Genomic DNA, 21967 nt, shown 5'->3' on the forward strand with positions numbered 1-21967 from the left:
AAGATTAAGAGTAAGAGTAAGAGTAAGATTTTATTCTTATCCCCGTTTTCAGTATGACTTCCCCTTTTCTCCGATTCCTGTCTCCCTGATTGTCTTGGCATAGCCCTTAATATATGGTAGGTGTCGGTTTGTTTCAATCAGGGTTGAATGCAAGACCACGAGCAGACAAGAGGCTTTTCATGAAAGGTTATGTTCAGGTTTATACCGGTGACGGCAAGGGCAAGACCACGGCCGCCCTGGGACTGGCCCTGCGGGCCACCGGTGCCGGGCTTCGGGTCTATATCTGCCAGTTTTTAAAGTCCGGGGACTACAGCGAAATAAAGGCCCTGGCCTCCTTTGGGGACCAGATAACGGTGCGGCAGTTCGGCACCGGCAAATTTGTCAAGGGAGCGCCTTCCGACGAGGACCGGGTGGCTGCTGCCGCCGGTTTTGCCAGCATTCAGGAGGCCTTTTCTTCAGGGAAATACGATGTGGTCATTGCCGAGGAGATCAGCGTGGCGGTTTCCTGCGGGCTGTTGTCGGCAGCGCAGGTGTGCGACCTGATCGACCAGCGGCCGGACAATGTGGAACTGGTGATCACCGGCCGCGGCGCACCTTCGGAAGTGATTGCAAAAGCGGATCTGGTCACCGAAATGAAGCCTGTCAAACACTATTATTTCCAAGGCGTCATGGCTCGCACCGGAATTGAGAAATGAAAAAACAGATCATTCTGGTCACCGGCGGATGCAGAAGCGGCAAAAGCAGCCATGCCCTTGAGCTGGCCCGGCGTTATACCGGCGGGGAGCGGCTTTTTTTGGCCACCTGCGTGGCCGAAGATGACGAGATGCGCGACCGGGTGTCCCGTCACCAGAAGGAGCGGGGCAGGGGGTTTACCACGGTGGAGTGCCCGGTCCATCTTGACCGCGAAATCGTCCGGGCCGGCAGAACCGCTTCGGTGATCCTGGTGGACTGCCTGACCCTGTGGACCAGCAACCTGATGATGGAAGACGGGTTTTCCCCCGCGTCGGCTGAGGACCATGTACGGTCTCTTGAAGCGGCCATGACCCGGGTGCCGTGCAGTGTTCTTCTGGTGACCAACGAGGTGGGGTGCGGTATTGTGCCGGAAAATCGTCTGGCCCGTGAGTTCCGGGACCTGGTGGGCATGGTGAACCGTCGCGTGGCGGCCCGGGCCGATACCGTGGTCTGGATGGTCTCCGGGATCCCTGTTGTCCTCAAGGGAAAAAGTCCATGACCGGCATTTTTTCGACCATACGGTTTTTTACGATCCTTCGGGTGCCGTCCGGGGAGTTTCATCCCCGCCGGCTGGCCGCCTGGGCGCCGGCGGCAGGGCTTCTTATCGGCCTGATGCTGGCCTGCGTGGATGCGCTGGCCCTGCGGTTCTGGTCGGTGACCCTGGCATCGGCCCTTGACGTGGTGTTTCTGGCGGTTATCTCCGGCGCCCTTCACCTGGACGGCCTGGCCGACACCGCGGACGGACTGTATGCCGGCCGCACCCGGGAAAAGGCCCTGGCTATTATGAAAGACAGCCGCACCGGCGCCATGGGCGTGGTGGCCGTGGCCTGCTGCCTGCTGGTCAAGTGGGCCGGCATTCATGAAATCGACAGCCACCGGTTTTGGCTTTTACTGCTGATTCCCGCCTACAGCCGGGCCACGATTTTGTTCGGCATGCGGTTTCTGCCATACGGCAGAAGCGGGGAGGGGACGGCCAGGGCCTTTTTTGACGAGCCCTTGTCGGCAGGGGATTTCCGGTGGGTGGCGGTTTTGGTGCTGCTTTCCCTGTTTGCGGGCCGCGCTCTGGTGATGCTCAACCTGGGGTTTGTTGTTGCCACGGCAGTGGTGCTCTGGTTTTATAAAAAACGGATGGGGTGCATCACCGGCGACATGATGGGCGCCATGATCGAGACCGTGGAGGTGGTGCTGCTGATCGGGGTGGTAGCCGGATCGAATTAAGATGAGCATGCTTTTGAAAAAAAACTAATCCCTCGCCCCCCACGCCCACGGCGGCAATATCTTCCAGCTGGCCCGGCGCCTGGGCTGCGATCCCTCCGATATTCTCGACATGAGCAGCAACGTCAATCCCCTGGGGCCCCCGGCCGGGCTGATCGCGTATCTTTGCGATCGGATGACCGACATTGTCTGTCTGCCGGATCCTGATGCCTTGCACATCCGCCGGTCCTTTGCAAAGCGCCATGGCCTGGCCCCGGGACACGTGGTGGCGGGCAACGGCACCACCCAGTTGATTTACGCCCTGCCGCCGGCCCTGGGGTTGGGGCGGGTCCTGGTGCTGGGGCCGGCCTATGCCGATTACGCCCAGGCCTGCGCCATGCACAACGTGCCCTGTGATTTTCTGCTTGCCGATGAGGCAGGCGGCTTTCGGCATGATGCCGGCGTAATTGCCCGAAAGATACGGGAGGCAAAGCCGGACGCGGTGTTTGTCTGCAACCCTAGCAACCCCACGGGCGTGTTGATGGACCGGCAGGTGATTCTGGATCTGTGCAATGAGAGCCCTGATGTGCTGTTTGTGATTGATGAGTCCTACCTGCCGTTTGTCCGAGAAGGGGAGTCCCTCAGCCTGATCAACGGGCCCGGCATGGACAATTTGCTGGTTTTAAGCTCCATGTCGAAAATATTCCGCGTACCCGGCCTGCGTATCGGGTTTGCCGCGGGCCCTGAGCCGGTTGTAGATCTGCTGGCCCGGCATCTGCCCTGCTGGAGCGTCAATACCCTTGCCCAGGCCGCGGTTGACTGGATTCTGGAGCACAAACGCGAAGTGAACCGGTTTATAGACGATGCCGTGACCCTGGTGGAAGAGGAACGGTCGTTTCTGCTTCAGCGACTTGCCGCATCCGGAGTGGTGAGCCTTTTCCCCTCGGTGGCATCTTTTATGCTGGGCGTCCTGCATTCGGGCTTTACCTCAGCATCTGTCTGTGACGCCCTTGCGCAGGGGCGCATTCTGATCCGGGACTGCGCCAATTTTGAAGGGCTTTCCGACCGGCACATTCGTATTTCCCTTAAAACACGGGAGCACAACAGCCTGCTGGTCGACCGTTTATTTAACCTGTGTCCATCCTCGTTATGAGGACACGAAAAAGGTTTCCAATCCAGAAATGAGAATTTTTTCGCAAGATCAAGGAAAACAAGGGGTGACGCGGAGGCGTACTGTTGTACGCCGCACAAGGAAGCCCGCAGTTTGACGCAGAGATTGCGGAAAAAGGCCATTTATGGATGGAAACTAATCTGAAACCAACAGGAGACAACCATGGAACACCCGGTCAATGATTACTGGAACACCCGGCTGGCCCAGGTCAAGGCCGTCTTTGAGGCCAACAACTTCGAGGTGCATGTGGCGCAGAACGCCGACGCGGCCAGAGACCTTGTGGCCAACACCCTGATACCGGCGATTGCGCCGAAAAGCGTTTCCTGGGGCGGGTCCATGACCTTCACGGCCACCGGCCTTTACGCCCTGTTAAAGGAGCGTACCGACATTCAGGTGTTCGACACCTTTGACAAGAGCCTGTCAAAGGAGGATGCGCTGGAGCGGCGGCGCCAGGCCCTGCTCACCGATCTTTTTATTACCGGCACCAACGCCCTCACCGAAACCGGCAAGCTGGTCAACCTGGACATGATCGGCAACCGGGTAGGTGCCCTTGCCTTCGGCCCCCGGCGGGTCATCGTGCTGGCCGGCAGAAACAAGATCGTTGCCGACGTGGACGGGGCCGTGGCCCGGATCAAGGATTATGCCGCGCCGGTCAACACCCGGCGGCTGGACAAGAAGACCCCTTGCGTCAAAACCACCACCTGCCATGACTGCTCCAGCCCGGACCGGATCTGCAACACCTGGGTGATCACGGAAAAATCGTTTCCCAAAGAAAGAATCATCCTGGTGCTGATCAACCAGGACCTGGGGTTTTGATTGAGGTGTCCATGTTTTTTGATCTTCACTGGGCCGTGATCCTGGCGGCTTTTATTCTGGACTTTTTTGTCGGGGACCCCGATTTTTTCGCCCATCCGGCCCGGCTCATGGGCAGGGCCATTAACACCCTGGAACCGGTGTTCAGAAAACTTTCCAGAAACCCGGTTCTTGCCGGTGGGCTGTTCGCCATTGCCCTCATTGCCGGCACATGGCTTGTCGCTCTGTTCATGCTGGCGTTTCTGGAAGAGATATCCCCGGCGGTGCGCGTGGCCGGGGAGGTGGTGCTGCTCTTTTTCTGTATTTCGGCCCGGTCCCTTGAAAAGGGGGCCAGGGCCGTTCTGGTGCCCCTTGCAAAAGGGGATATTTATCGGGCCAGGGAAGGGTTGTGCCTGATCGTGGGCCGGGACGTGCACCGTCTGGATGAAAAGGGCGTGGCCCGGGCCACGGTGGAGACCGTTGCCGAAAACCTGGTGGACGGGGTGATCTCTCCCCTGTTTTTCGCCGTGATTGGCGGTGTGCCCCTGGCACTGGCCTACAAGATGGTCAACACCTTGGACTCCATGGTGGGATACAAAGATGACCGGTACGAGGCCTTTGGCAAGGCATCGGCCCGCATTGACGACGGGGCCAATTTTATTCCGGCCCGGCTGTCGGTGGCCATCATCGCGGCGGCCGCTTTCCTGCTGTTTCGAAAGGGCGGGGCTGCCTTTAAAACGGCACTGCGGGACGGCCGTTGCCACAGCAGTCCCAATGCCGGATATGCCGAGGCCGCCTTTGCCGGGGCCCTGGGCCTCTGGATGGGCGGGGCCAGCTTCTACCAGGGCCAGCGGGTGGACAAACCGGTGATCGGGGCCGGGCTGGCCGATACCGATGTGTCGCATATTTCGGAGTCCTGCCGCCTGATGCTCCTGGCGTCGACCCTGGCGGTTGTGCTGGCGGCCCTGGCGCGGACGGTTTTGTGATGACCAAATAAACAGGGGGTAAGATGGAACATCTTTCTGAAAAAGGATTTTCGTTTATTGCCGAGCCGTGGCCCATGGTGCCCGGCCGGCCGGTGGTGGTGTGTGTTCACGGTGCCGGCATGTCCGGGTATTTCTGGGTTAGACAGGTACAGGGGCTTTCTCCGGTTGCCAACATGGTGGCCATTGATCTGCCCGGCCACGGCGGGAACCGGGCAGCCGGCGCTGATACTGTTGAAGCCTATGCCGGTCATGTACTGGCCTTTGTGGAGGCTTTGGGGTTTGACAGGCCGGTGCTGTGCGGCCACAGCATGGGCGGGGCCGTGACCCAGCATCTGCTGGCTCATCATCCCGGCAGGTTTACCGGCGGCATACTGGCCAATACCGGGGCCCGGCTCAAAGTGCTGCCGCTGGTGTTTGAGACCCTGCAAAAGGGAATGCAGGCGTTTGCGGACCTGACCCTGGCCACAGCCATCTGTCCGCAAAACAAAACCGATGAAACAGAACAGATCATTCAGAACGCCGCAGTCACCGACCCGGCGGTGGCCATCGGTGACTTTAATGCCTGCAACACCTTTGACCTGATGAACCGGATCGGGGAGATTGCGGTGCCGGTGCTGGTGATCGGCGCCGCGGATGATCTGTCCACCCCGGCCAAATATGCCGCCTTTCTTGCTGACCGCATTCCCGGCGCCCGCCTGAAGATGGTGGAATCGGCCGGCCACATGGCGCCGCTGGAAAAGCCCGATGAGATCAATGCGGCAGTGAGCGATTTTTTGAAAGAAGTGCTGCACAAGGGTGGGGATAGTTGGTGAAAGAGTCTTGTAAAACAGCGGCTTTACTTGTCCGGCAGACAATGGTATGATGGCCGGAATAAAAAACATTTGTCGACAATAGGCCAAATCAGCCATGCCGGTTGATACATACCATTTACTATTGAAGATCGGAAATGCGGAATGGAAACCTTTCTTGGATTGTTCCGGTCCCATGCCACACTGGCCAGCACCCTGATTCAGTTTGCCGTTTACACCACCAGCGCGCTGCTTTTTTTTAACGGGCTGTGGATCAGCCTGAAAGCTTTTCGATGGCTGCGCCGTGTGGATGACCAGACCATTGAAGAGAGCCTCTCAGAGGCCCCTTACGCTGATGACCCCGTGGTGATGCTCGTTGCCAAGACCGTTTCCGGGGACAGGCGCGACCCGCGGCGCAATACCGCGGAAAGGCTGTTTCTGGCCGACGCCACCCGGCAGATGGCGGAAAACATGTTTGAAAGCAGGTATATGGAACCTCTGACCATGTTTGCCAGCCTGCTGCCGCCCCTTGGTTTTATCGGTACTGTTTTTGGCATGATATTGATATTTCTCGTCAAGGTCGATCCCGGCAGCGAGCTCAACACCATCGGCCTGGGGGCCGCCCTGTTTACCACCCTGGCCGCCCTGATCCTGTTCGTGGTTCTTGAGATCATAAAAACGTGGCTGCTGCGCCTGCTTCGCAACCGGGTGGATCAGGGCCTTGCGTTTGTGCCTGATGGAGAAGAAAAATGAGGCAACGGCGCAACCAGAACCTGATCTGGCTGTTTTCATTCGCGGATCTTGCCTTTCTGCTGCTGATCGCCTTTACCCAGGCATCCACCATAGGAAAGAAACCCATCTCCATCGGCGAGATGACCCTGCCCAGGGTGGTGGACAGCCCCAGCGTGGAACTTATGTCAAGGGAGGTGCGGCTGTACCAGGTGCGGGTGCATAAACCTTCCGAAGAGGGAGTGGGCCCGTTTCAACTGGTGATGGTAATGACCGACGGTGTTGAACATCCCGGCGACCGCTTGTCAGAACAGGGCCTAAAGGTCGTGCTGACAGCACTTGAAGCGGAAGGCGCGGGCAGGCCCGTGCTGGTGCCGGATGAGGCCTCTCTGAGCAAGGACATGTTGATGGCCATGTCTCTTATTGAAAAGGTATGGAAGGACACCCGGACCGTTACGGTTGAACGGATTACCACCCTGGAGGAGGGCCGGCCATGATGGACCGCAGGCTCTCCACCCAGTACGGTTACGGCGCGGCCCGTATTCTCCTGCCCGCCCCGGTGCGCTACCGGGTGCCCCTGCATTCGCGCTGGTATCTGCATCCGTCGTTTGTCGGCCTGGTGGGGGCACTGGTGATTCTTTCCCTGTTGCGCTCCTGCGTGACCCCGGTCATCAAGCCCGGGCGGACCATTCTGTGGCTGCAGCCGCCGCCGGAGGCGGTCGTGCCGAGGACCGAGGCCCCGGCTGTTGCCATGCCCAGGGCCGCCAAGGCGCCGGCGGTGCCGGAGAAAAAACCGGAGCGGGTGGTACTGGAAACGCCCCGGCCTATTGAAGAAGCGTTGCCCCCGCCGGAGATGAGCCTGGAAAGGCAGAAGACCAGGAGGGAGCGCACCGTTTATGAAAAGCCCGACACGGCGGTGATGCTGGAAAACCGGACATCCCGGCCCGATATTGCCCGGCGCTCCCATACTGTGGAGCGGCCGGATACCTATGCCGCACAGACCATGCCGGACATATCGGTGCCGGATGCCGCCTACCGCCTGGACCGGCAGCCGGATTCCCGCCCGCCCGATCCAGACCGGGACTTGCGGCAGATGGCGCCGCCTTCGGCATTCACCCCGCTGCCGGCGGAAGATAGTATGCCTTCACTTGCCCGGTCTACTGCCGGGAACCGTTCAAAAACCGTGACCCTCATGTCGGGCCCGGCGATTCCCGGCGGAGAGATTGTGGGCGGCGGTGTTGGGCATGAACTTGAGCGGGCCCCCGGTTCCGGGGGAAACAGCCGTCTTGCGTCACCGGTTGCACGGCCTTCGGGAGTTACTGTGGCGGTGCCCGATACCGGAATCGGACCGACGTTTCCGGCAAAAGAGGAAACTGCACCGGAGGATATGGTGACCATCGCGGGAACCATTGAGGGAGAATCGACCCGTATTGCCACGCTCAAGCAGGATATCTTCAGAAAAGTTCAATCCACGGAATTTAAGGCCGGTAGCTACTGCTGCACTGTTGACGGTGTGAAGTGCCGGATTGTTATTACAAAGGAGAAGCGGGTGAGATTGTCGTTTTCCACGGAAAGCATACCTTTTAAGGTGGTGTCCAGACTTGAGCGGCTCCTGCCGGAAGGGGTGAAGCCATGCGCCGATTAAAACTTGTCATGATCGCGGCCATAGCCCTGGCCGCCGGCGGACTCCTTGTTTCCGGTGACGCCCGGGCCGAACTGGTCAAGATTCAGCTTGAAGAGCCCAGAGCCATGGTGGATGGCGGCCGGGCACAGACCGCTCCCGGTGAGATTCCCCAGTGGATCGCTGACGTGGGCCGTCTTTATATGGAACAGGACGGCAAGCAGCCGCCCGATCCTCTGCTGGAGATACTTGAGGCCCACATGGGCATCAAGGCCACCGGTCACCTGGAACTGGTTCAGTCCTGGGAGGCGGCCCAGGACCTGGCCCTGGCCGATATTGCCGCCGGTAACTATTCAGGGGAGGATGCTCCCTGGATTATTTACCTTAAAGAGACCTTTTCACTTACCGGTTTCAACTATCTTTATTTCGAAACCTGCATGCGTCACCGGGCCACCCACGGGGACCGGCTTGTCCGCTATTTTGAAACCGGCTTTTATCCCAACATGGCCCTTTTTTCCGCTACGTCCCACTATTACAAATCCCTCTACTATTACCTGCTGATGGTCACCGACGACCTGTTTAAGGATTTCAGCCGGGCCACCACCCTGTTGCGCCGGGACCCCGGCGCCAATCCGGAGTTCATCTCAGAGGAGCAGATCCGGCGATTTGCCATTGCCACCCATGTGGCCACGGAACTGGACGGGTTCGTTGCCTCCGACCTGGGTGCGGAGATGCCGCTCTCCGGCCAGATTTTTTCGAAAAACGAACTGACCTGGCTGAGAGAAACCATTGCCAATTATACCAGTATCAATACCCACAGCGCCCTGATGAGTTTTGAATGGTTTCGCACGCGCATGCCCTATGCCATCAGTGCCGATGCCATTTCCCACACCATCGGCCGGACATGGAGCGACCAGGCCGCGGCCTTTCGCACCCGGCTGCCCTTGATGTTCTTCGTGGACCAGGGGGAGGCCAGCGTCAGTATCGAATCGCTTTTCGGCGCCACCGTGGAAAAACTGCGCATCGACAACCGGGCCGTGGACATGATGGTGATGACGGCCCTGGAAACATGGCTGTCCAAGCAGGTGAAACATGGCATTCGAATCGACGACCGGCTGCTTTATAACACCATTCTCGCGGAGCTCAAGGTGTGTCCCACCGGGTGGATATTTGCCAATCTTTATGACTGCCGCGTCGACCTTGCCGCGCTCAAGACATATGCCGACGGATGGGACAGCCAGGCCAGGCCCGGGGCGACCCTCCAGGCCGGCGTGATGGACAGTTTTTTTGCCGCCAAAGAAAAGATCGACCGGGTTTTCGGGGACCTTGAAAAGATTTTCGGAAAGGCCCATGCCGAGGAGCGGGCCAACTACATCTTTCACAAGTACAGGGGGGAGATCTATTACTATTTTAAATATATCGAGTTTGAAACGTTCAAGGGCAAAGGGCCGATGATCCCCGCCGCCGGTCCGGAAGACAATTTCCTCACCGATTTTCGCATCGCCCTGGTCAAGGAGCCTGAAAATCCGCAGAACCACATCAACCTGTTAAACGCCTATCACCTGCTTTTCCGGAAATTGTTCGCGGCCGGACGCGTCAGTGACATACAGAAGCGGGAGGCGGAGATGGAAACGTTTATCCGCGGCCGATATCGCCTTGGGTCCATGCTTTCCCACAGGGACAACAACCTGTATGATATCTACCGCGTACTGACATACGCCTATCTGTCCAGCACCACCCTTGAATCCCGTGCCTTGGAAACGGCCCGGCTGGGGTTTGAGCTGGCACGGGACTATTACGCAAAGGCCGCTCAGCATGCGGGGTTTGTGGTGGCCGGACAGACCGGCGCCATCACTCGGGACAACACCGAGATGGACGATTACCAGCGTCAGTTCGAACTTTACAGAGACGTGGCACGGCGGCTGGGCAAGCGGATTCAGCTGCTGGTTCCGGAAACGGATATTCAGCTTTATAATCGAATGCAGGCAATGCGAAGCATGGAGCGTTATACACCATGAGAATGCTACGGCTGTTGATTTTCACGGGAGTGGGGGCCATGCTGCTGGCTGCCTTGCCCGGTTTTGCGGACGAAGAAGGCCGGCAGGCCCGGTGCGCCAATATTGTTTCCATGCGAATGATGGAGTCGCTTTACCAGAGCCGGCAGGCGGACACCACCGCGGTAACAGGGGACAGGGGCAACAACCGGCTGCTGCAAACCCTTTCCAGTATTTCCCTGTTTGATGAAACCCGGGTGTTGCCCTTCAAGGACAGTGAGACAACGGCGCGGCAGATCGATGACCTTTCAAGGCGGCTGGACAAGACAGAAGCGGGCGAGGTTTCCCAGGAGCTCCGGTTCAACATCGCCTACGAATACCTGCTGCTCTATCTTTCCCTGCTGCACGAGCGCAATGTCCTGCAGTTCCATACCGACACCCATACCATGCGCGAGGTTGCCGTCCGGCAGTTGATCACCAGCGACGAACTGGTGCAGCACCTGCTCCAGTCCCGGCTCTATCTTAATTCCCTGGGAAGCGGCGCCAGGAGTGAATATTCAGATCCATATGGGCCTCAGCAGGCTGGCGGTACCAGTTACCGGATTCGCCGGCCGGATGCGGATCTCTATCTCAGCGTGGAGTTTTTGGGACTGATGGTTGAGTGCGAAAAGCTGGCAGGCCAGTTTATGCTGGGTCTGTCCGGTGGCGCGGGCAGTTATTTTGGTGCCGAAGTGGCCGACATGGAGACGATCCGCTATTATGATCAGCGCACGTGGGACTGGTTGAATGAACTGTGGAAACGTCACAGCCTTTCCAGTGGTGCTGCGCCAGGCACGTCAACCGGCACCGGTGCTTTTCCTTCCACCGCCATGCTGGAGACCCTTTACCGGACCTATCTTTCCTATCATTTTCTGTGGCGCTACATTACAGCAGACCAGGAACAGTCGCTTTTTCTGGACACCTTGACACGGGTGCTGTTTGAACGGTTGAACAGCCTGGGCAAAAATACGGATTACGCCTACCGGGTTACCTATGCCCATTACAGGGAAGAGTCGTCCCGGGACGGTGGCAGCAGCCGGTTTTTGCCCGCCCTGTTTTTCGCCCGGCGTGGCTGTTTCATGGCCCGTCACCTGAAGGAAGAGGTGGAACCCCGGCGGCTGTTTGAGCTGTACGGCGATTTTTTTACCACCGCGTCAGACGCGGTTCAGCACAATATCAGCTACCGGGCAAGGATTTACAATGAGTTGGTTCTGTTTGGCATATACCTGAACGACCTGCAGCTGATGGAAGAGACCCTTTTCCCCTACGCGCTTTCGGCCATGCGGATTTCAGGGCAGGACCCTTATGACGGCACGGAGTTCGCCCGCTCGTCCCGCCTGACAGCGGCCTACCTGCTGGCCATGATTTTAGACGGAAAAAACCGGTCCGGGCTTCACCAGGGAACCGTCCGTTACAGTGATCTGGCCGATTCGCTGGCACCGCTGCTGGTTTCAAGGGATCATGACAACTGGGTCTATGCCGCGGTGACGCACAAGGCCCTGGCTGATTTTTACTCCAGGCAGGGTGATTATTTCAACGAGGCTATGGCCATGTATCATGCCCGGCAGGCTTTTCTGGTGCCGTGCGAAAAGGTCGAACTGACTTATGGAAAGGCGGGGTGGGAGCGGTTTTTCACGCTGCCGGACAGGGACCTGGCCCTCTCCTGCCTGAATCTTTTTTTGCATTTTCACGACAAATACCCCACAAATCCGGATGCGGCCATTCCAAAGGTGTTTAACGCCCACCGGATTGTCGCACAGGAAAGTGGCAGGGTGGTACGATGAGGATGGTTGATACAAGGACAAGGAGTTATAAAATCATGCGAAGAACTCTGATGGTGGCGGTACTGGTAGTGCTGACGGGTTGGGGAACCGCCGCGATGGGGCAGGATGGGACCGGCGCCTGGCTGAAATCATCTTATCTGGCCAGCATTCATGACGACTGCCGGGTGTTTCTGGAAGGCATTGAGCTTTTTACCCAGCGGGACTACCCCGTGTTCCTTCAGAACATGCAGAAAGGGTCCGTGGTGGCCAGGGCTGATGCCGCGGCCTATATCAGCGAGCTGAAAAATTTTGAAAAGCTTTTGGATTCCCTTTACGAAGAGTATATCTCATTTAAAAAGGCATCGCTGACCGTCGCCGGTGAAGTTCAGCCATCAACAACCGGGCTCTCCGAGGTGGAACAGCGCCTGTTCCAGATGCTGGCCTATGCCTACCTGCGCACCGGCGATTTTGCCATGACCCGCATGCTGATCATGAACCACGACATGCTCTCTTCCGATTTTACTATCAAGATTCGGAATATTGAGGGCCAGCTGGTCGAGTTTCCACTCACACGGCAGTTGAAGGAGCGGTTCAAGGAGACCAACTCCATCCTGACCACCCTGACGATTCATTTTAAAAATTTTTTCGCCACCGACATTCCGGAGGATATCAACGCTTATATCAAGGTCTCCGGCTATGATCGAAAGGAACCGGTCAACACCCTGTTCATGGAATACTACGGCCGGCTCTTCCCCGGTCTGAATCCAGGAGGGGACAAGGACAACCTGATTCACGTGGGCCAGATTATAAAATTTTTCAACATTCAGAAATACAGGCACAACCTGCTTTCCGGCGCTGATGCAAGGGAAAGCCAGGGCGGGTATGACACCACTTATACCTTTCCCATGGTCAAGGGCACCTATGAACTGGTGGTGCGGGACCCCACCATTGCGGCCACGGCCACCAGCGATAACGTCATAACAGTTGAACGGCTCTGCCTGTTCAAGGGGCTGGCGCGGACCGATTTTCGGGCATTGAAGGAAGAACAGCGGCTGCAAAAAGAGCAGGACAGTATCGTGGCAGAGGACATTACCCTGCTGCAGCCGGGGCAGCGGTATCTCTCTTATAAGCCGGGTCAGATGGTGCCCTATGGCACCTATGCCCTGTTTGAAAAGAACCGTCACCTGGGGACCCTGGAACTGATTCCCTGTTACCGGGGCGGCAAATGCAGGGAATCGGCCAGCCGGGAACCCGGTGTGACACCGGTGCGCATTTTTGATCACACCTTTGTGCTTTACCGGGACGTGCTGGACCTGGTGCAGCAGTCTCAGGCCACCAAGTCGGCCATGGAATTTCAGGCAGCCCAGCAACAGCGGGAAGTCCACCTTTTCCCGGGGTGCGCGCCGGCGGCCCAGGAATAAGGGGGCTCCGGGAACATGCTTCGCGCGTGGAAAAGGGGCCGTCTACCCTTTTCCCAGTTCCTCCAGGTGTTCCCTGGCAAACCCGATGGACGGGTCGATTTCAAGGGCCATCATGTAATACTGGACCGCCTTTTCCATGTTGCCCAGGGCCCGGTAGTTGACGCCGATGTTGGCATAATCGATGGCCGACCCGGGATTTAGGGAAATCACCTTTTTGAAGCAGTCAATGGCCTTTTCGTGTTCCTGCCGTTTGAAATGGCAGAATCCCATGAGGTTGTAAATGTCGGTGCGGTCTTCATCCAGGTCCGCGCCCTTTTCAAGCACCGCCAGGGCCTGGTCAAACCGTTCCATCTCTTTTAAGGCCACACCCATGTAAGAGTAGATGCTGGACCGGTCCTGGTCGGTCGGGTTTAAGTCCAGTGCCAGCGTAAAATGGGTGATGGCGGATTCCGGGTCGCCCGAGGCCAGCCGGCAATAGCCCAGATAAAACTGAATGAAATATTTTCCAGGCAGGATACGGTCCATTTCGTTCAGGCGGCCAATAGCCTGGTCCGGCGGCATTCTTTCGGCCACCATTTTAGCGCAGAACATGGCCACGCTGGTGCCCGCGGCCCGTTCCCGGAAGTGCGCCCCCGGCACGATGGTGTAAAAGGCAGGGACACCCAGTCGCGGATGGGTGGTTTCCACCAGCAGCACCTCCATCCCCTTCTCCTTCAGGGCAGACACGCACCGCTGGATTTCCACCTTTATGTTACGATCCGACAGGTCGGGCAGTTGGGTGATGGGAAGGGTGGGGCCGGGGCCGGTGATAAAATCGGCATCTTCAATGTTTTTGAACTTGGGCAGACCACTGGCCACGTAGCTGGCACCGGTTTCAAAGTCTCCGGCCAGCTGGGCGGTCTCCGTCAGTGCCCGGCTCAAGGCCTTCTGTGGATCGGCCGCTGTTCCCGCCGTCCACACAATTTCACTTTTACGGGGGAAGGTGGCCGGATCATAGGCCAGGACCCCCACGGTGGGGATGCCCATGTCCAGGGTGAAATCGGAAAGAAAAACATGAATGCCCGCGGTTTTGTATTTTCCCAGCATGTCAATCACCATCGGATCGGTGACCGATGCCGGATCGATATGCGGTACCCGGCGTTTTTCCCGGCTGATCAGGGAGGAGACATGGCGTTCCACCACTTCGCAAAGGCCCTGGAGAATTGCCTCCTCCGCGCAGTTGCCGGCCGATGGACCGTTGAATTCGTTGATCATAAAAAACCAGTCAAAGGGGATCATGGTGTCCGTGTTCCGGGTCAGGTTGTACCCCTCCACCCATTGCAGGGAAAGTGATTCAAACAGGACACGGGCCTCAGCCAGCTCGTCGGACTGATCGTGTACCGACCGGGCGATCAGTTCAAAGGGAATCGCACGGGGGGCGAAGTCGGTGGAAGTGCCGGTGTGAAAGTTTTCAGTGGTGTCGGCAAATGAAAAAAAGCTGAACCGTTCGGCCAGCTCCATCACGGCGCTGGCCTCGGCCTGGTGGACCGTGGCGCCTTTGCCCATCTGTTTGGTGGTCCGGGTGATGGCGGTCGCGTCCGGACCGCACACACTGAAATAGACCGGAATATCCAGCCTTCCGGTATCGATGCGTTTGGTCTCCTTCAGGATACGAAGACCCAGCTCCCGGGTCTTTTCCCGGAATCGCCGGACTGTCTCTTCCGGAGCAAGGATTTTGTCCTGGTCGGTGGTAACGGTTTTAAATGCATCCTTTAAGATGACAGGCGACATGTTCGAATCCTTATAAAAGCCTGCCCGGCGTGGAAGCACGGCGAGGCTGGAAAAGAAAAAGGCCGCCGGGCGTGACAATGGTCAGCCCGTGCGGTCTTTGACTTGTGGTCGGATGTTTTTTGAAAAGCCCCATGAGGCGTGTGCCGCGGTATTTAGATACGGTCACACCGCACATCAGCCAGCCGGTTTTCAAATTCTTCGTCCATCTGTTGTGTGTACTGTTCCGGTGTAAAGCTTGCGTTGCAGAACCTGCATCGCAGGTAGACGGCTTTTCAGGTCCTGCGAATCTCCACCGGACCTTTACAGTAAAGGCACTGCATTTCAGTTGTCATGATGCAGGTTTCCTTTGGCACCTGTTGTAACGCTGAAACCATTTGCCGGTGGTTTCAAAAGGCGAATGTCGGAAGCAGGCAGTATGCCGGCCAAATTAAAAATAACTATTTGATTTATTTTGGCTTTGCTGTTGTGTCCGTCAGCAGCAGGTGCATCACGTCAGACAACACCTGGTCAAAGTCGAACCAGCCGCGGTCGGGCCGGGGGGAAAGGGGCAGGGAAATATAAGAAATTCCCTGGGCCACGGCCCACATGGCGGCGGCAACCCTTTTAGGGGGAATGCCCTTCAGAATTTTTTTGGATGTCTCATCCCGGTTCATCCGTTCGGCAATGCCGTCGAGAATGCGCTCCACGACAGCGCCCAGTTCATTGAGGAGCTCTTTTGAAACCAGTGCGTATCCGTTTTCGTCGGTGATCAGCAGATCCATCACGTTGGCGTACCGGCCGAACCGGGAATAGTAGGCCTTATAATCATTTGCAATAGCCACCAGGGCTTTTATCGGATCATCGATTTTCAGGCTTTTTGCGATTTTTTCTTCCAGGAGCTTCATGTTGTGAATCAACACACAGACAACCAGCTCTTCCTTGCTTTTAAAGTAGGTGTAAATGGTACCGGGGGACACATCAATGGTCTCTGCCACACGGCGGATGGTCACTGAATCATATCCTTCTTCATGAAAAAGTTTTTCAGCAACCTCAACAATCAGTTGTTGCCGGGCCAGTTTTTCTCTTTCTTTAAGTTCTTTAAACATAAGTAAAATCTCTTCTTTTGGGGTTGTTTGGTCACCTAAACTGCGTTTAAGTTTTATTAGGGTAATATTTTCCGGCCTTTAAGTCAAGAAGAAACTGTATTTATGATAACTTATTGAATGCGACTGTATTTTTCTCGCCTTAAGACCGGAAACCCCGGTTAAATTGTCGACAATTTATTTTGACAAAAAACCTGACACAGGCTATGAAAGCTGCTATTCACACCACAGGAAAACCAAAGGAAGAGACCGGCAAGTTTTTATGACACTACCTGCTGAGAAGCGGTCCGAACTCAGGACCATCGTGGACGAGTACTACAGCGTACAGTTTTTTTTAAAAGAGATGGCGTCGCTGTGTCATTTCGTGCTCTGGGACATGTCCTCCCACGGCATGTGCATTCTGATTGAAAAGGATTCCCACATTCTGGACGTGCTGTCCGAAGGCAGAGAATTCCGAATGAAATATTTCCCGCGGGATCTGCTGGGCGCCACCCGGATTGTGAAAACCCGTATCTGTCACATCACCAAAGGAAGTTCCGGCCGGTTCAGGGACTACTGCCTGGTCGGGCTGGCCATTCTGGAGCAGGAGAGCGGAACAACCGAAGGTGCCCCGCGCTGATTCGCCTCAGGAAATACACACCTTGCGCACCATGATCAGGTCGCAGTACCCCTGAAAGATTTTTTCAATACCGTCCTGCATCAGGGTTCGCATGCCCTCCTGAATGGCTTTCTCCCGAATTTCTTCCACCCGGGCACGGGTCTGAATCAGCCGTTTGATATCCAGGGAGCCCATAAGGAGTTCATGAAGGCCCATGCGGCCCCGGTACCCGGTGTTGTTGCAGGCGTTACAGCCGGCAGGACGGTTAAACTCAAGGTCGTCGGTGAAGGGAAGGTTGATTGACTTGTCAAAGAGTTCCTGGCCGCCGTAGAGACGCACCAGTTCGTCATATTCTTCCTTGCTGGGGTGGTAGCTTTTCTTGCAGTCCTTGCACAGGGTCAGCACCAGACGCTGGGCCAGGATGCAGAGTACGGCGTCGGCAAAGTTGAAGGGGTCCATGCCCATGTCCAGCAGACGGGTGATACTTTCCGGCGCGCTGTTGGTATGCAGTGTGGAGAAGACCAGATGGCCGGTGAGGGATGCCTCAATGCCGATGTGAGTGGTCTCCTTGTCCCGCATTTCACCGACCATGATCACGTCCGGGTCGGCACGGAGAAAGGCCCGCATGGCCGCGGCAAAGTCAAAGCCGATTTTGGGCTTTACCTGGACCTGGCGCAGGCCCCGCTGGGTGATTTCAACGGGATCCTCGGCGGTCCATATTTTTGTTTCCACCTTGTTGATATATTTCAGGGCCGAGTGCAGGGTGGTGGTTTTACCGGAACCGGTGGGGCCGCAGACAAAGATGATCCCGTAGGGCCGGGTAACGCAGGTGATGAAGTTGTCGTAGTTGTGTTTTGAAAAGCCCATCTTGGACAGCGGAATGGGCTCGCCCGCCGCCAGGATACGCATGACGATATCTTCCAGCCCGCCCTGGGTGGGGACGGTGGCCACACGAAGCTCGATGTCCAGGCCCCCGTACTTTTTGAACTTGATCTTGCCGTCCTGGGGTTTTCTTTTTTCCGCGATATCCAGGTCGGACATGATCTTGATACGGGATGCCACCGCGTTTTTGTAGTGGTAGGGAATGGTCTGGTACAGGGTGCACCGGCCGTCCACCCGGATTCTCACCTCGGTGTTGCCCTTTCCAGGGTAGGGTTCGATGTGAATATCCGAGGCCCCCCGGTTGTAGGCGTCAATAATGACCTTGTTGACCAGCTGGACAATGGCGCTGCTCTCTTCACTGACCCCCATGGAGGTGTCTTCAATCTCTTCCTCCTCCTCCTGCATCTTGGAAAGAATATCGTCAATGGAGGAGGTTTCCACTTCGTCGGTGGTGAACAGCTCGATAAAATCGTAAATGTCTTCCTTGAAGGAGACGCAGAACTTGATACGCTTGCCCGTGAACAGAGCCTTAATCTCGTTGACCCGCTGAATATCGTGGGGGTTGTCAATAGCGATCTGGATGTCGCCTTCAGGCGTGGTGCACAGGGGGACCCATGTGTTGTTTTTCATGAACGGCACTTTCAGGCCGCCCAGCAGTTCACCGGGAATGGGGGTCCCTTTGTCGTAGGGCCGGTAAGGCGCGTCATAGTATTTGGCAAGGGAGGTTCCCAGTTCATCCTTGGGAACATTGAACTCCTTGATCAGCACCTCCTCAACGGTCTGGCTGTTTTCCCTGGCCAGGGTAACGGCCCGGGTCAGCTCTTTCTGCGTAAGGATATGGTTTTCCATCAGGTGATCGTACTTGTTGCGCCGGCCTTTTTTGGCGGCCGCCATTTTTTTCTGGTTGTACAGGCCGATGCCCATGGTTTCGGCCAGCTCGGTAAGGTTCCGTTCGTCCTCTTCGGTAAACGGCTTGCCGTCCTTGCGGTTGACCAGCTGAATGGCACCGATGAGCATCTTTTTAAACAGGATAGGGGCCACCAGTATCTGTTTGGAGGTAAAACCGCTGCGGCGGTCCCATTTTTCGTCAAAGGAGAGGGCCGGGTCGATCTTGACCAGTTCGCGCTGGTTATATACGTCCTTGATGTTGACCATTCGCTGCTTGTAGGCGGCAAAACCGGCAATGCTGTCCGGAGACAGGGGCACCCGGATCTCCTCCACCTCCTCGCCGGACTTGTACCGCGATACCAGTTCCCGCTTGATGCCGTCCACGTAATAGATGGTGATGCGCTGGGCGGCAAAAAGGTCAATGATGTCTTCCTTGATGTCGATAAGGATTTCATCCAGGTTGGCGGCGGAAAAGATGCGCTTGTTGACCTCCTGCACCTTTCTTCTGTATTCGGCATCGGAAGAGGAGCTATGGGCTCCTGTACCTGTCTGGGCGGTGGAGAGCGTCACTGCCATGGCTGTTTCCTTGTGTTGTCTGTTAACAGTTGACGGTTAAGCAGGAAAAGGTAATCCCGTGCATCGGTCAGGGGGCCGGGTCTGTCTGGTCGGCCCGTGGTCGGCTGTAATAATGCCGAATTTTCTTTATCCCCCCCCCTGCCAGCAGTATTCCCATGATGTATAGACATATGCGGATGAAAAGGGCCGTGGCAGGGGCGCCGGCGATCTCCTCGATGCGGGGAATCAGCTGGTGAGTCCGGTAAAATACGCCGCACCCCATCAGCAGGAGCATGATCCCCCACACCAATCCCCAAAGCGGTTGCCTGTTTTCAGTTGTCATGGTGAAACAGTGTTTGTCCTTAGTTAGCCTATTAACTGTATATTGGGGCCGGACCCATGTCAAGCCCGTATCTTCAAGGGGTTGTCTGAGGGTCGGAACGCGCATGCGGTCATAATGAGGTTCGGTAAACCGTGCCGGAACATGCGCGCAAATCTGTGTGTTACGATGGTATATTTTTACCAGAAGCACAAAAAAAATGCAAAGCGGTTTTCCCGCAGCACGGGATACAGGTTGACAAGGCCGGCCGGGTGGGCAAAGCAGCCGTTCAGGGCCGGGGGACCACAGGCGGCAGGGCATGGGCCGGTCCCTGTGAATGCTTGACAACAGAGAGGGCGCCCATTATGCTGTTTGCTTTTGGGGGCCGGGCAGCGGACTGCCGGAGCGCCTCTTCTGTCAATACAATGCGTATTTTTAAGGAACATGTGATGCAAGAAGCAGGAAAAACAAAAAAAGACGATGCGGCCCGGCAGGCCCTGTCTGAAAAGGATTCCAAGGCGGTCCTCAAACAGTACGGCATTCCGGTGGTGGAAGAGACGGCGGCCCTGAACACGGACGCGGCAGTGGCCGCGGCCGAAGCCATGGGCTTTCCGGTGGTGGTCAAGGGACTGGGCGCAAAGCTGCTGCATAAAACCGAGGCCGGCCTGGTTCACCTGAAGCTGGGCAGTGCCGACGCTGTCAGGAATGCATGCGATAAAATTCAAAAAGGGGCCGGTGACCTGCTGGAAGGGTTTCTGGTCCAGCCCCACGTGGAGGGCAAAAGAGAGTTTGTGGCCGGCCTTTTTTATGATCCCGTGTTCGGGCCGGTGGTGATGTTCGGCCTGGGCGGTATTTTTACCGAGGCCCTGTCCGACGTGACTTTTCGGGTGGCGCCCCTGGAGGCGGCAGACGCACGTGAAATGCTTGACGAGATCCGTTCCCGATCGCTGCTGGACGATTTCCGTGGCGAAAAGGCCGCGGACCGGGACCAGCTGGTATCGGTGCTGATGGGGCTTTCTGACCTCAGCCAAAAAGCGCCGGACGTGGCAGAGGTAGATATCAACCCCCTGATCGTGGACGCTGAGGGCCGGGTATGCGCGGTGGACGCCCTGGTGATCAGGGGAAGCGTTCGGGAGGAACGCCCTGTGCCGCCGCCGGTGGACCCCCGCCGGCTGGGCAGGCTTTTCTATCCGCAGTCCATCGCTTTTGTGGGGGCTTCGGGCCGGCTGGGCAAGTGGGGCCACCTGCTGTTTACCAACGTGCTGAGCAACGGCTACGAGGGCGAGGTTTACCTGGTCAACCCCGTGCGGGAAACCATCGCGGGACGCAAGACCTATCCCACGGTCTCGGCCATTCCCGGCGACGTGGACCTGGCGGTGGTCACCATTCCGGCGGCCAAGGTGCTGGACCTGATTCCCGACCTGGAGACCAAGGGCGTGAAGCACATGCTGCTGATCTCTTCAGGCTTCGGTGAAACCGGCGAGGAAGGCAAAAAACTGGAAGCCCGAGTGGTGGAGCGGGCCCGGGCCGCCGATATCCTGATGGTGGGGCCCAACACCATGGGCATCGCCAATCCCCACATCAAACTCTACTGCACCGGCACCCATGTGTGGCCCGATCCGGGCGGCATTGCCATGGTTTCCCAGTCCGGCAACATGGGGGGCCAGCTCTTGCAGTTTGCCGAACAGCAGGGTATTGAGATTCGGGCCTTCAGCGGGTCGGGCAACGAGGCCATGGTGACCATTGAAGACTACCTGCACGCCTTTGAGGTGGATGAGCTTTCCGAAATTGTCATGCTCTATATCGAAAGTGTGAAAGACGGCCGAAGGTTCCTGGAATATGCCCGCCGGCTTTCAATGAAAAAGCCCATTGTGCTGCTCAAGGGCGGGCAGACAAAAGTGGGGGAGAAGGCCGCGGCCAGCCACACCGGGGCCATGGCCTCCGACGCCAGGGTCTTTGACGCCGTCTGCCGCCAGTCCGGCATCGTCAAGGTGGACCAGCCCATGGACATGCTGGACCTGTCCGCCGCCTTTTCATCCATTCCCCTGCCCGAGGGCAACCGTATCGGCATTATGACCCTGGGCGGCGGCTGGGGCGTGGTGGCCGCCGACCTGTGCTCGGCCTACAACCTGGGGGTGCCGGAACTGACCCCGGATATTTTAAAGGAGATGGACGCCCTGCTGCCCCCCTACTGGAGCCGCGCCAACCCCATTGACCTGGTGGGCGAATCCAGCAACATCCTGCCCATGCAGGTGATGGAGGCCCTGCTCAAGTGGGACGGCTGCGACGCGGTGATCAACCTGGGCATCATGGGAAAGCGGCTGATCACCAAACGCATTGTCAAGTCAACTGCCGTGGACCCTACCTACACGCCGGACTTTTTGAATGACGTGGTGAAGGTGCTCTACAAGTTTGAAGAAGAGTATGTCGAGCACGTGGTCACCATGATGGACAAATACAAAAAGCCGGTGATCGGCGTGAGCATCATGACCGATGAAAAAGAGGACAAGACCGTGAACAAGGTGGCGGGCCACAAATACAACGCCCTCTTTTTCCCGACCCCGGAACGGGCGGTCAAGGCCCTGGCCAAGATGTACGACTACCGGCGGTTTCTGGTCCGGCGGTAATACGGGTATTCAGCCT

20 protein-coding genes are annotated in these 21967 nt (G+C 57.2%); 15 read left to right on the forward strand and 5 right to left on the reverse strand.

Annotation, left to right across the window (positions count from 1 at the left end; translation table 11 throughout):
* Nucleotides 1-179 precede the first annotated feature (179 nt).
* The 13 genes from DOLE_RS06295 to DOLE_RS06355 all read left to right on the forward strand — a co-directional run bounded on the left by DOLE_RS06295 (nucleotide 180) and on the right by DOLE_RS06355 (nucleotide 13230).
* Nucleotides 180-695, forward strand: coding sequence for a cob(I)yrinic acid a,c-diamide adenosyltransferase (locus tag DOLE_RS06295; RefSeq protein ID WP_012174651.1), 516 nt, complete (start codon nucleotides 180-182; stop codon nucleotides 693-695).
* On the forward strand, nucleotides 692-1231 hold the full coding sequence (gene cobU, locus DOLE_RS06300) for a bifunctional adenosylcobinamide kinase/adenosylcobinamide-phosphate guanylyltransferase (RefSeq protein ID WP_012174652.1): 540 nt from the start codon (nucleotides 692-694) through the stop codon (nucleotides 1229-1231). The genes DOLE_RS06295 and cobU overlap by 4 nt, the downstream gene beginning before the upstream one ends.
* The gene (locus DOLE_RS06305; RefSeq protein ID WP_012174653.1) at nucleotides 1228-1950 is read left to right on the forward strand and encodes an adenosylcobinamide-GDP ribazoletransferase; all 723 of its coding nucleotides are present in this window, start codon (nucleotides 1228-1230) and stop codon (nucleotides 1948-1950) included. The genes cobU and DOLE_RS06305 overlap by 4 nt, the downstream gene beginning before the upstream one ends.
* Nucleotides 1951-2059: 109 nt before the next feature.
* Entirely contained in the window at nucleotides 2060-3079 is a 1020-nt protein-coding gene (locus DOLE_RS06310) for a pyridoxal phosphate-dependent aminotransferase (protein ID WP_012174654.1), read from the forward strand.
* A gap of 180 nt (nucleotides 3080-3259) precedes the next feature.
* Nucleotides 3260-3913: a lactate utilization protein gene (locus tag DOLE_RS06315; RefSeq protein WP_012174655.1), complete on the forward strand. Its 654-nt coding sequence runs from the start codon at nucleotides 3260-3262 to the stop codon at nucleotides 3911-3913.
* 11 nt (nucleotides 3914-3924) lie between these two features.
* Complete coding sequence (cbiB, locus tag DOLE_RS06320; protein ID WP_052294337.1) at nucleotides 3925-4875, forward strand: adenosylcobinamide-phosphate synthase CbiB; 951 nt, start codon at nucleotides 3925-3927, stop codon at nucleotides 4873-4875.
* A gap of 23 nt (nucleotides 4876-4898) precedes the next feature.
* On the forward strand, nucleotides 4899-5687 hold the full coding sequence (locus tag DOLE_RS06325; RefSeq protein ID WP_012174657.1) for an alpha/beta fold hydrolase: 789 nt from the start codon (nucleotides 4899-4901) through the stop codon (nucleotides 5685-5687).
* 141 nt (nucleotides 5688-5828) lie between these two features.
* Complete coding sequence (locus tag DOLE_RS06330; RefSeq protein WP_012174658.1) at nucleotides 5829-6416, forward strand: MotA/TolQ/ExbB proton channel family protein; 588 nt, start codon at nucleotides 5829-5831, stop codon at nucleotides 6414-6416.
* Nucleotides 6413-6889, forward strand: coding sequence for a hypothetical protein (locus DOLE_RS06335; RefSeq protein WP_012174659.1), 477 nt, complete (start codon nucleotides 6413-6415; stop codon nucleotides 6887-6889). Before DOLE_RS06330 ends, DOLE_RS06335 begins: the two co-directional genes overlap by 4 nt.
* A complete protein-coding gene (locus DOLE_RS06340; protein WP_012174660.1) occupies nucleotides 6886-8037 on the forward strand; it encodes a hypothetical protein in 1152 nt (383 codons plus the stop codon). The genes DOLE_RS06335 and DOLE_RS06340 overlap by 4 nt, the downstream gene beginning before the upstream one ends.
* Nucleotides 8025-10031: a hypothetical protein gene (locus DOLE_RS06345; RefSeq protein ID WP_012174661.1), complete on the forward strand. Its 2007-nt coding sequence runs from the start codon at nucleotides 8025-8027 to the stop codon at nucleotides 10029-10031. The genes DOLE_RS06340 and DOLE_RS06345 overlap by 13 nt, the downstream gene beginning before the upstream one ends.
* Entirely contained in the window at nucleotides 10028-11830 is a 1803-nt protein-coding gene (locus DOLE_RS06350; RefSeq protein ID WP_012174662.1) for a hypothetical protein, read from the forward strand. The genes DOLE_RS06345 and DOLE_RS06350 overlap by 4 nt, the downstream gene beginning before the upstream one ends.
* A gap of 35 nt (nucleotides 11831-11865) precedes the next feature.
* Complete coding sequence (locus DOLE_RS06355) at nucleotides 11866-13230, forward strand: hypothetical protein (protein WP_153304372.1); 1365 nt, start codon at nucleotides 11866-11868, stop codon at nucleotides 13228-13230.
* A 42-nt stretch (nucleotides 13231-13272) separates the two neighbouring features.
* On the opposite strand, the gene DOLE_RS06360 is transcribed toward DOLE_RS06355, so the two are convergent.
* From DOLE_RS06360 to DOLE_RS17155, 3 genes are all read right to left on the reverse strand, one after another.
* The gene (locus tag DOLE_RS06360; protein WP_012174664.1) at nucleotides 13273-15000 is read right to left on the reverse strand and encodes a YcaO-like family protein; all 1728 of its coding nucleotides are present in this window, start codon (nucleotides 14998-15000) and stop codon (nucleotides 13273-13275) included.
* 152 nt (nucleotides 15001-15152) lie between these two features.
* The gene (locus DOLE_RS18775; RefSeq protein ID WP_408623522.1) at nucleotides 15153-15260 is read right to left on the reverse strand and encodes a dual CXXC motif small (seleno)protein; all 108 of its coding nucleotides are present in this window, start codon (nucleotides 15258-15260) and stop codon (nucleotides 15153-15155) included.
* A gap of 186 nt (nucleotides 15261-15446) precedes the next feature.
* On the reverse strand, nucleotides 15447-16085 hold the full coding sequence (locus DOLE_RS17155) for a TetR/AcrR family transcriptional regulator (RefSeq protein ID WP_012174665.1): 639 nt from the start codon (nucleotides 16083-16085) through the stop codon (nucleotides 15447-15449).
* Nucleotides 16086-16344: 259 nt separating this feature from the next.
* Here DOLE_RS17155 and DOLE_RS06370 point away from each other — a divergent pair, with 259 nt between their 5' ends.
* On the forward strand, nucleotides 16345-16701 hold the full coding sequence (locus DOLE_RS06370; RefSeq protein WP_012174666.1) for a hypothetical protein: 357 nt from the start codon (nucleotides 16345-16347) through the stop codon (nucleotides 16699-16701).
* Nucleotides 16702-16707: 6 nt separating this feature from the next.
* Here the strand turns inward: DOLE_RS06370 and DOLE_RS06375 are convergent, their stop codons facing one another.
* Together DOLE_RS06375 and DOLE_RS06380 are read right to left on the reverse strand one after the other, a co-directional pair.
* A complete protein-coding gene (locus tag DOLE_RS06375; protein ID WP_012174667.1) occupies nucleotides 16708-19026 on the reverse strand; it encodes a GspE/PulE family protein in 2319 nt (772 codons plus the stop codon).
* Between the two features lie 67 nt (nucleotides 19027-19093).
* The gene (locus DOLE_RS06380; protein WP_012174668.1) at nucleotides 19094-19348 is read right to left on the reverse strand and encodes a hypothetical protein; all 255 of its coding nucleotides are present in this window, start codon (nucleotides 19346-19348) and stop codon (nucleotides 19094-19096) included.
* A gap of 425 nt (nucleotides 19349-19773) precedes the next feature.
* Between DOLE_RS06380 and DOLE_RS06385 the strand changes: the two genes are divergently transcribed.
* A complete protein-coding gene (locus DOLE_RS06385) occupies nucleotides 19774-21951 on the forward strand; it encodes an acetate--CoA ligase family protein (protein WP_041280892.1) in 2178 nt (725 codons plus the stop codon).
* Nucleotides 21952-21967 lie beyond the last annotated feature (16 nt).

It is taken from the genome of Desulfosudis oleivorans Hxd3, assembly GCF_000018405.1.
In the GTDB taxonomy this organism is placed as follows: domain Bacteria; phylum Desulfobacterota; class Desulfobacteria; order Desulfobacterales; family Desulfosudaceae; genus Desulfosudis; species Desulfosudis oleivorans.

Bases quoted from the DNA above. Each gene is read 5' to 3' on its own strand.
- DOLE_RS06340 (WP_012174660.1), top strand. From the start codon at position 6,886: ATGATGGACCGCAGGCTCTCCACCCAGTACGGTTACGGCGCGGCCCGT.
- DOLE_RS06385 (WP_041280892.1), top strand. From the start codon at position 19,774: ATGCAAGAAGCAGGAAAAACAAAAAAAGACGATGCGGCCCGGCAGGCC.
- DOLE_RS06330 (WP_012174658.1), top strand. From the start codon at position 5,829: ATGGAAACCTTTCTTGGATTGTTCCGGTCCCATGCCACACTGGCCAGC.
- DOLE_RS06305 (WP_012174653.1), top strand. From the start codon at position 1,228: ATGACCGGCATTTTTTCGACCATACGGTTTTTTACGATCCTTCGGGTG.
- DOLE_RS06345 (WP_012174661.1), top strand. From the start codon at position 8,025: ATGCGCCGATTAAAACTTGTCATGATCGCGGCCATAGCCCTGGCCGCC.
- DOLE_RS06360 (WP_012174664.1), bottom strand. From the start codon at position 15,000: ATGTCGCCTGTCATCTTAAAGGATGCATTTAAAACCGTTACCACCGAC.
- DOLE_RS06355 (WP_153304372.1), top strand. From the start codon at position 11,866: ATGCGAAGAACTCTGATGGTGGCGGTACTGGTAGTGCTGACGGGTTGG.
- DOLE_RS06310 (WP_012174654.1), top strand. From the start codon at position 2,060: ATGAGCAGCAACGTCAATCCCCTGGGGCCCCCGGCCGGGCTGATCGCG.
- DOLE_RS06315 (WP_012174655.1), top strand. From the start codon at position 3,260: ATGGAACACCCGGTCAATGATTACTGGAACACCCGGCTGGCCCAGGTC.
- DOLE_RS06325 (WP_012174657.1), top strand. From the start codon at position 4,899: ATGGAACATCTTTCTGAAAAAGGATTTTCGTTTATTGCCGAGCCGTGG.
- cbiB (WP_052294337.1), top strand. From the start codon at position 3,925: ATGTTTTTTGATCTTCACTGGGCCGTGATCCTGGCGGCTTTTATTCTG.
- DOLE_RS06375 (WP_012174667.1), bottom strand. From the start codon at position 19,026: ATGGCAGTGACGCTCTCCACCGCCCAGACAGGTACAGGAGCCCATAGC.
- DOLE_RS17155 (WP_012174665.1), bottom strand. From the start codon at position 16,085: ATGTTTAAAGAACTTAAAGAAAGAGAAAAACTGGCCCGGCAACAACTG.
- DOLE_RS06380 (WP_012174668.1), bottom strand. From the start codon at position 19,348: ATGACAACTGAAAACAGGCAACCGCTTTGGGGATTGGTGTGGGGGATC.
- DOLE_RS06335 (WP_012174659.1), top strand. From the start codon at position 6,413: ATGAGGCAACGGCGCAACCAGAACCTGATCTGGCTGTTTTCATTCGCG.
- cobU (WP_012174652.1), top strand. From the start codon at position 692: ATGAAAAAACAGATCATTCTGGTCACCGGCGGATGCAGAAGCGGCAAA.
- DOLE_RS06350 (WP_012174662.1), top strand. From the start codon at position 10,028: ATGAGAATGCTACGGCTGTTGATTTTCACGGGAGTGGGGGCCATGCTG.
- DOLE_RS06295 (WP_012174651.1), top strand. From the start codon at position 180: ATGAAAGGTTATGTTCAGGTTTATACCGGTGACGGCAAGGGCAAGACC.
- DOLE_RS06370 (WP_012174666.1), top strand. From the start codon at position 16,345: ATGACACTACCTGCTGAGAAGCGGTCCGAACTCAGGACCATCGTGGAC.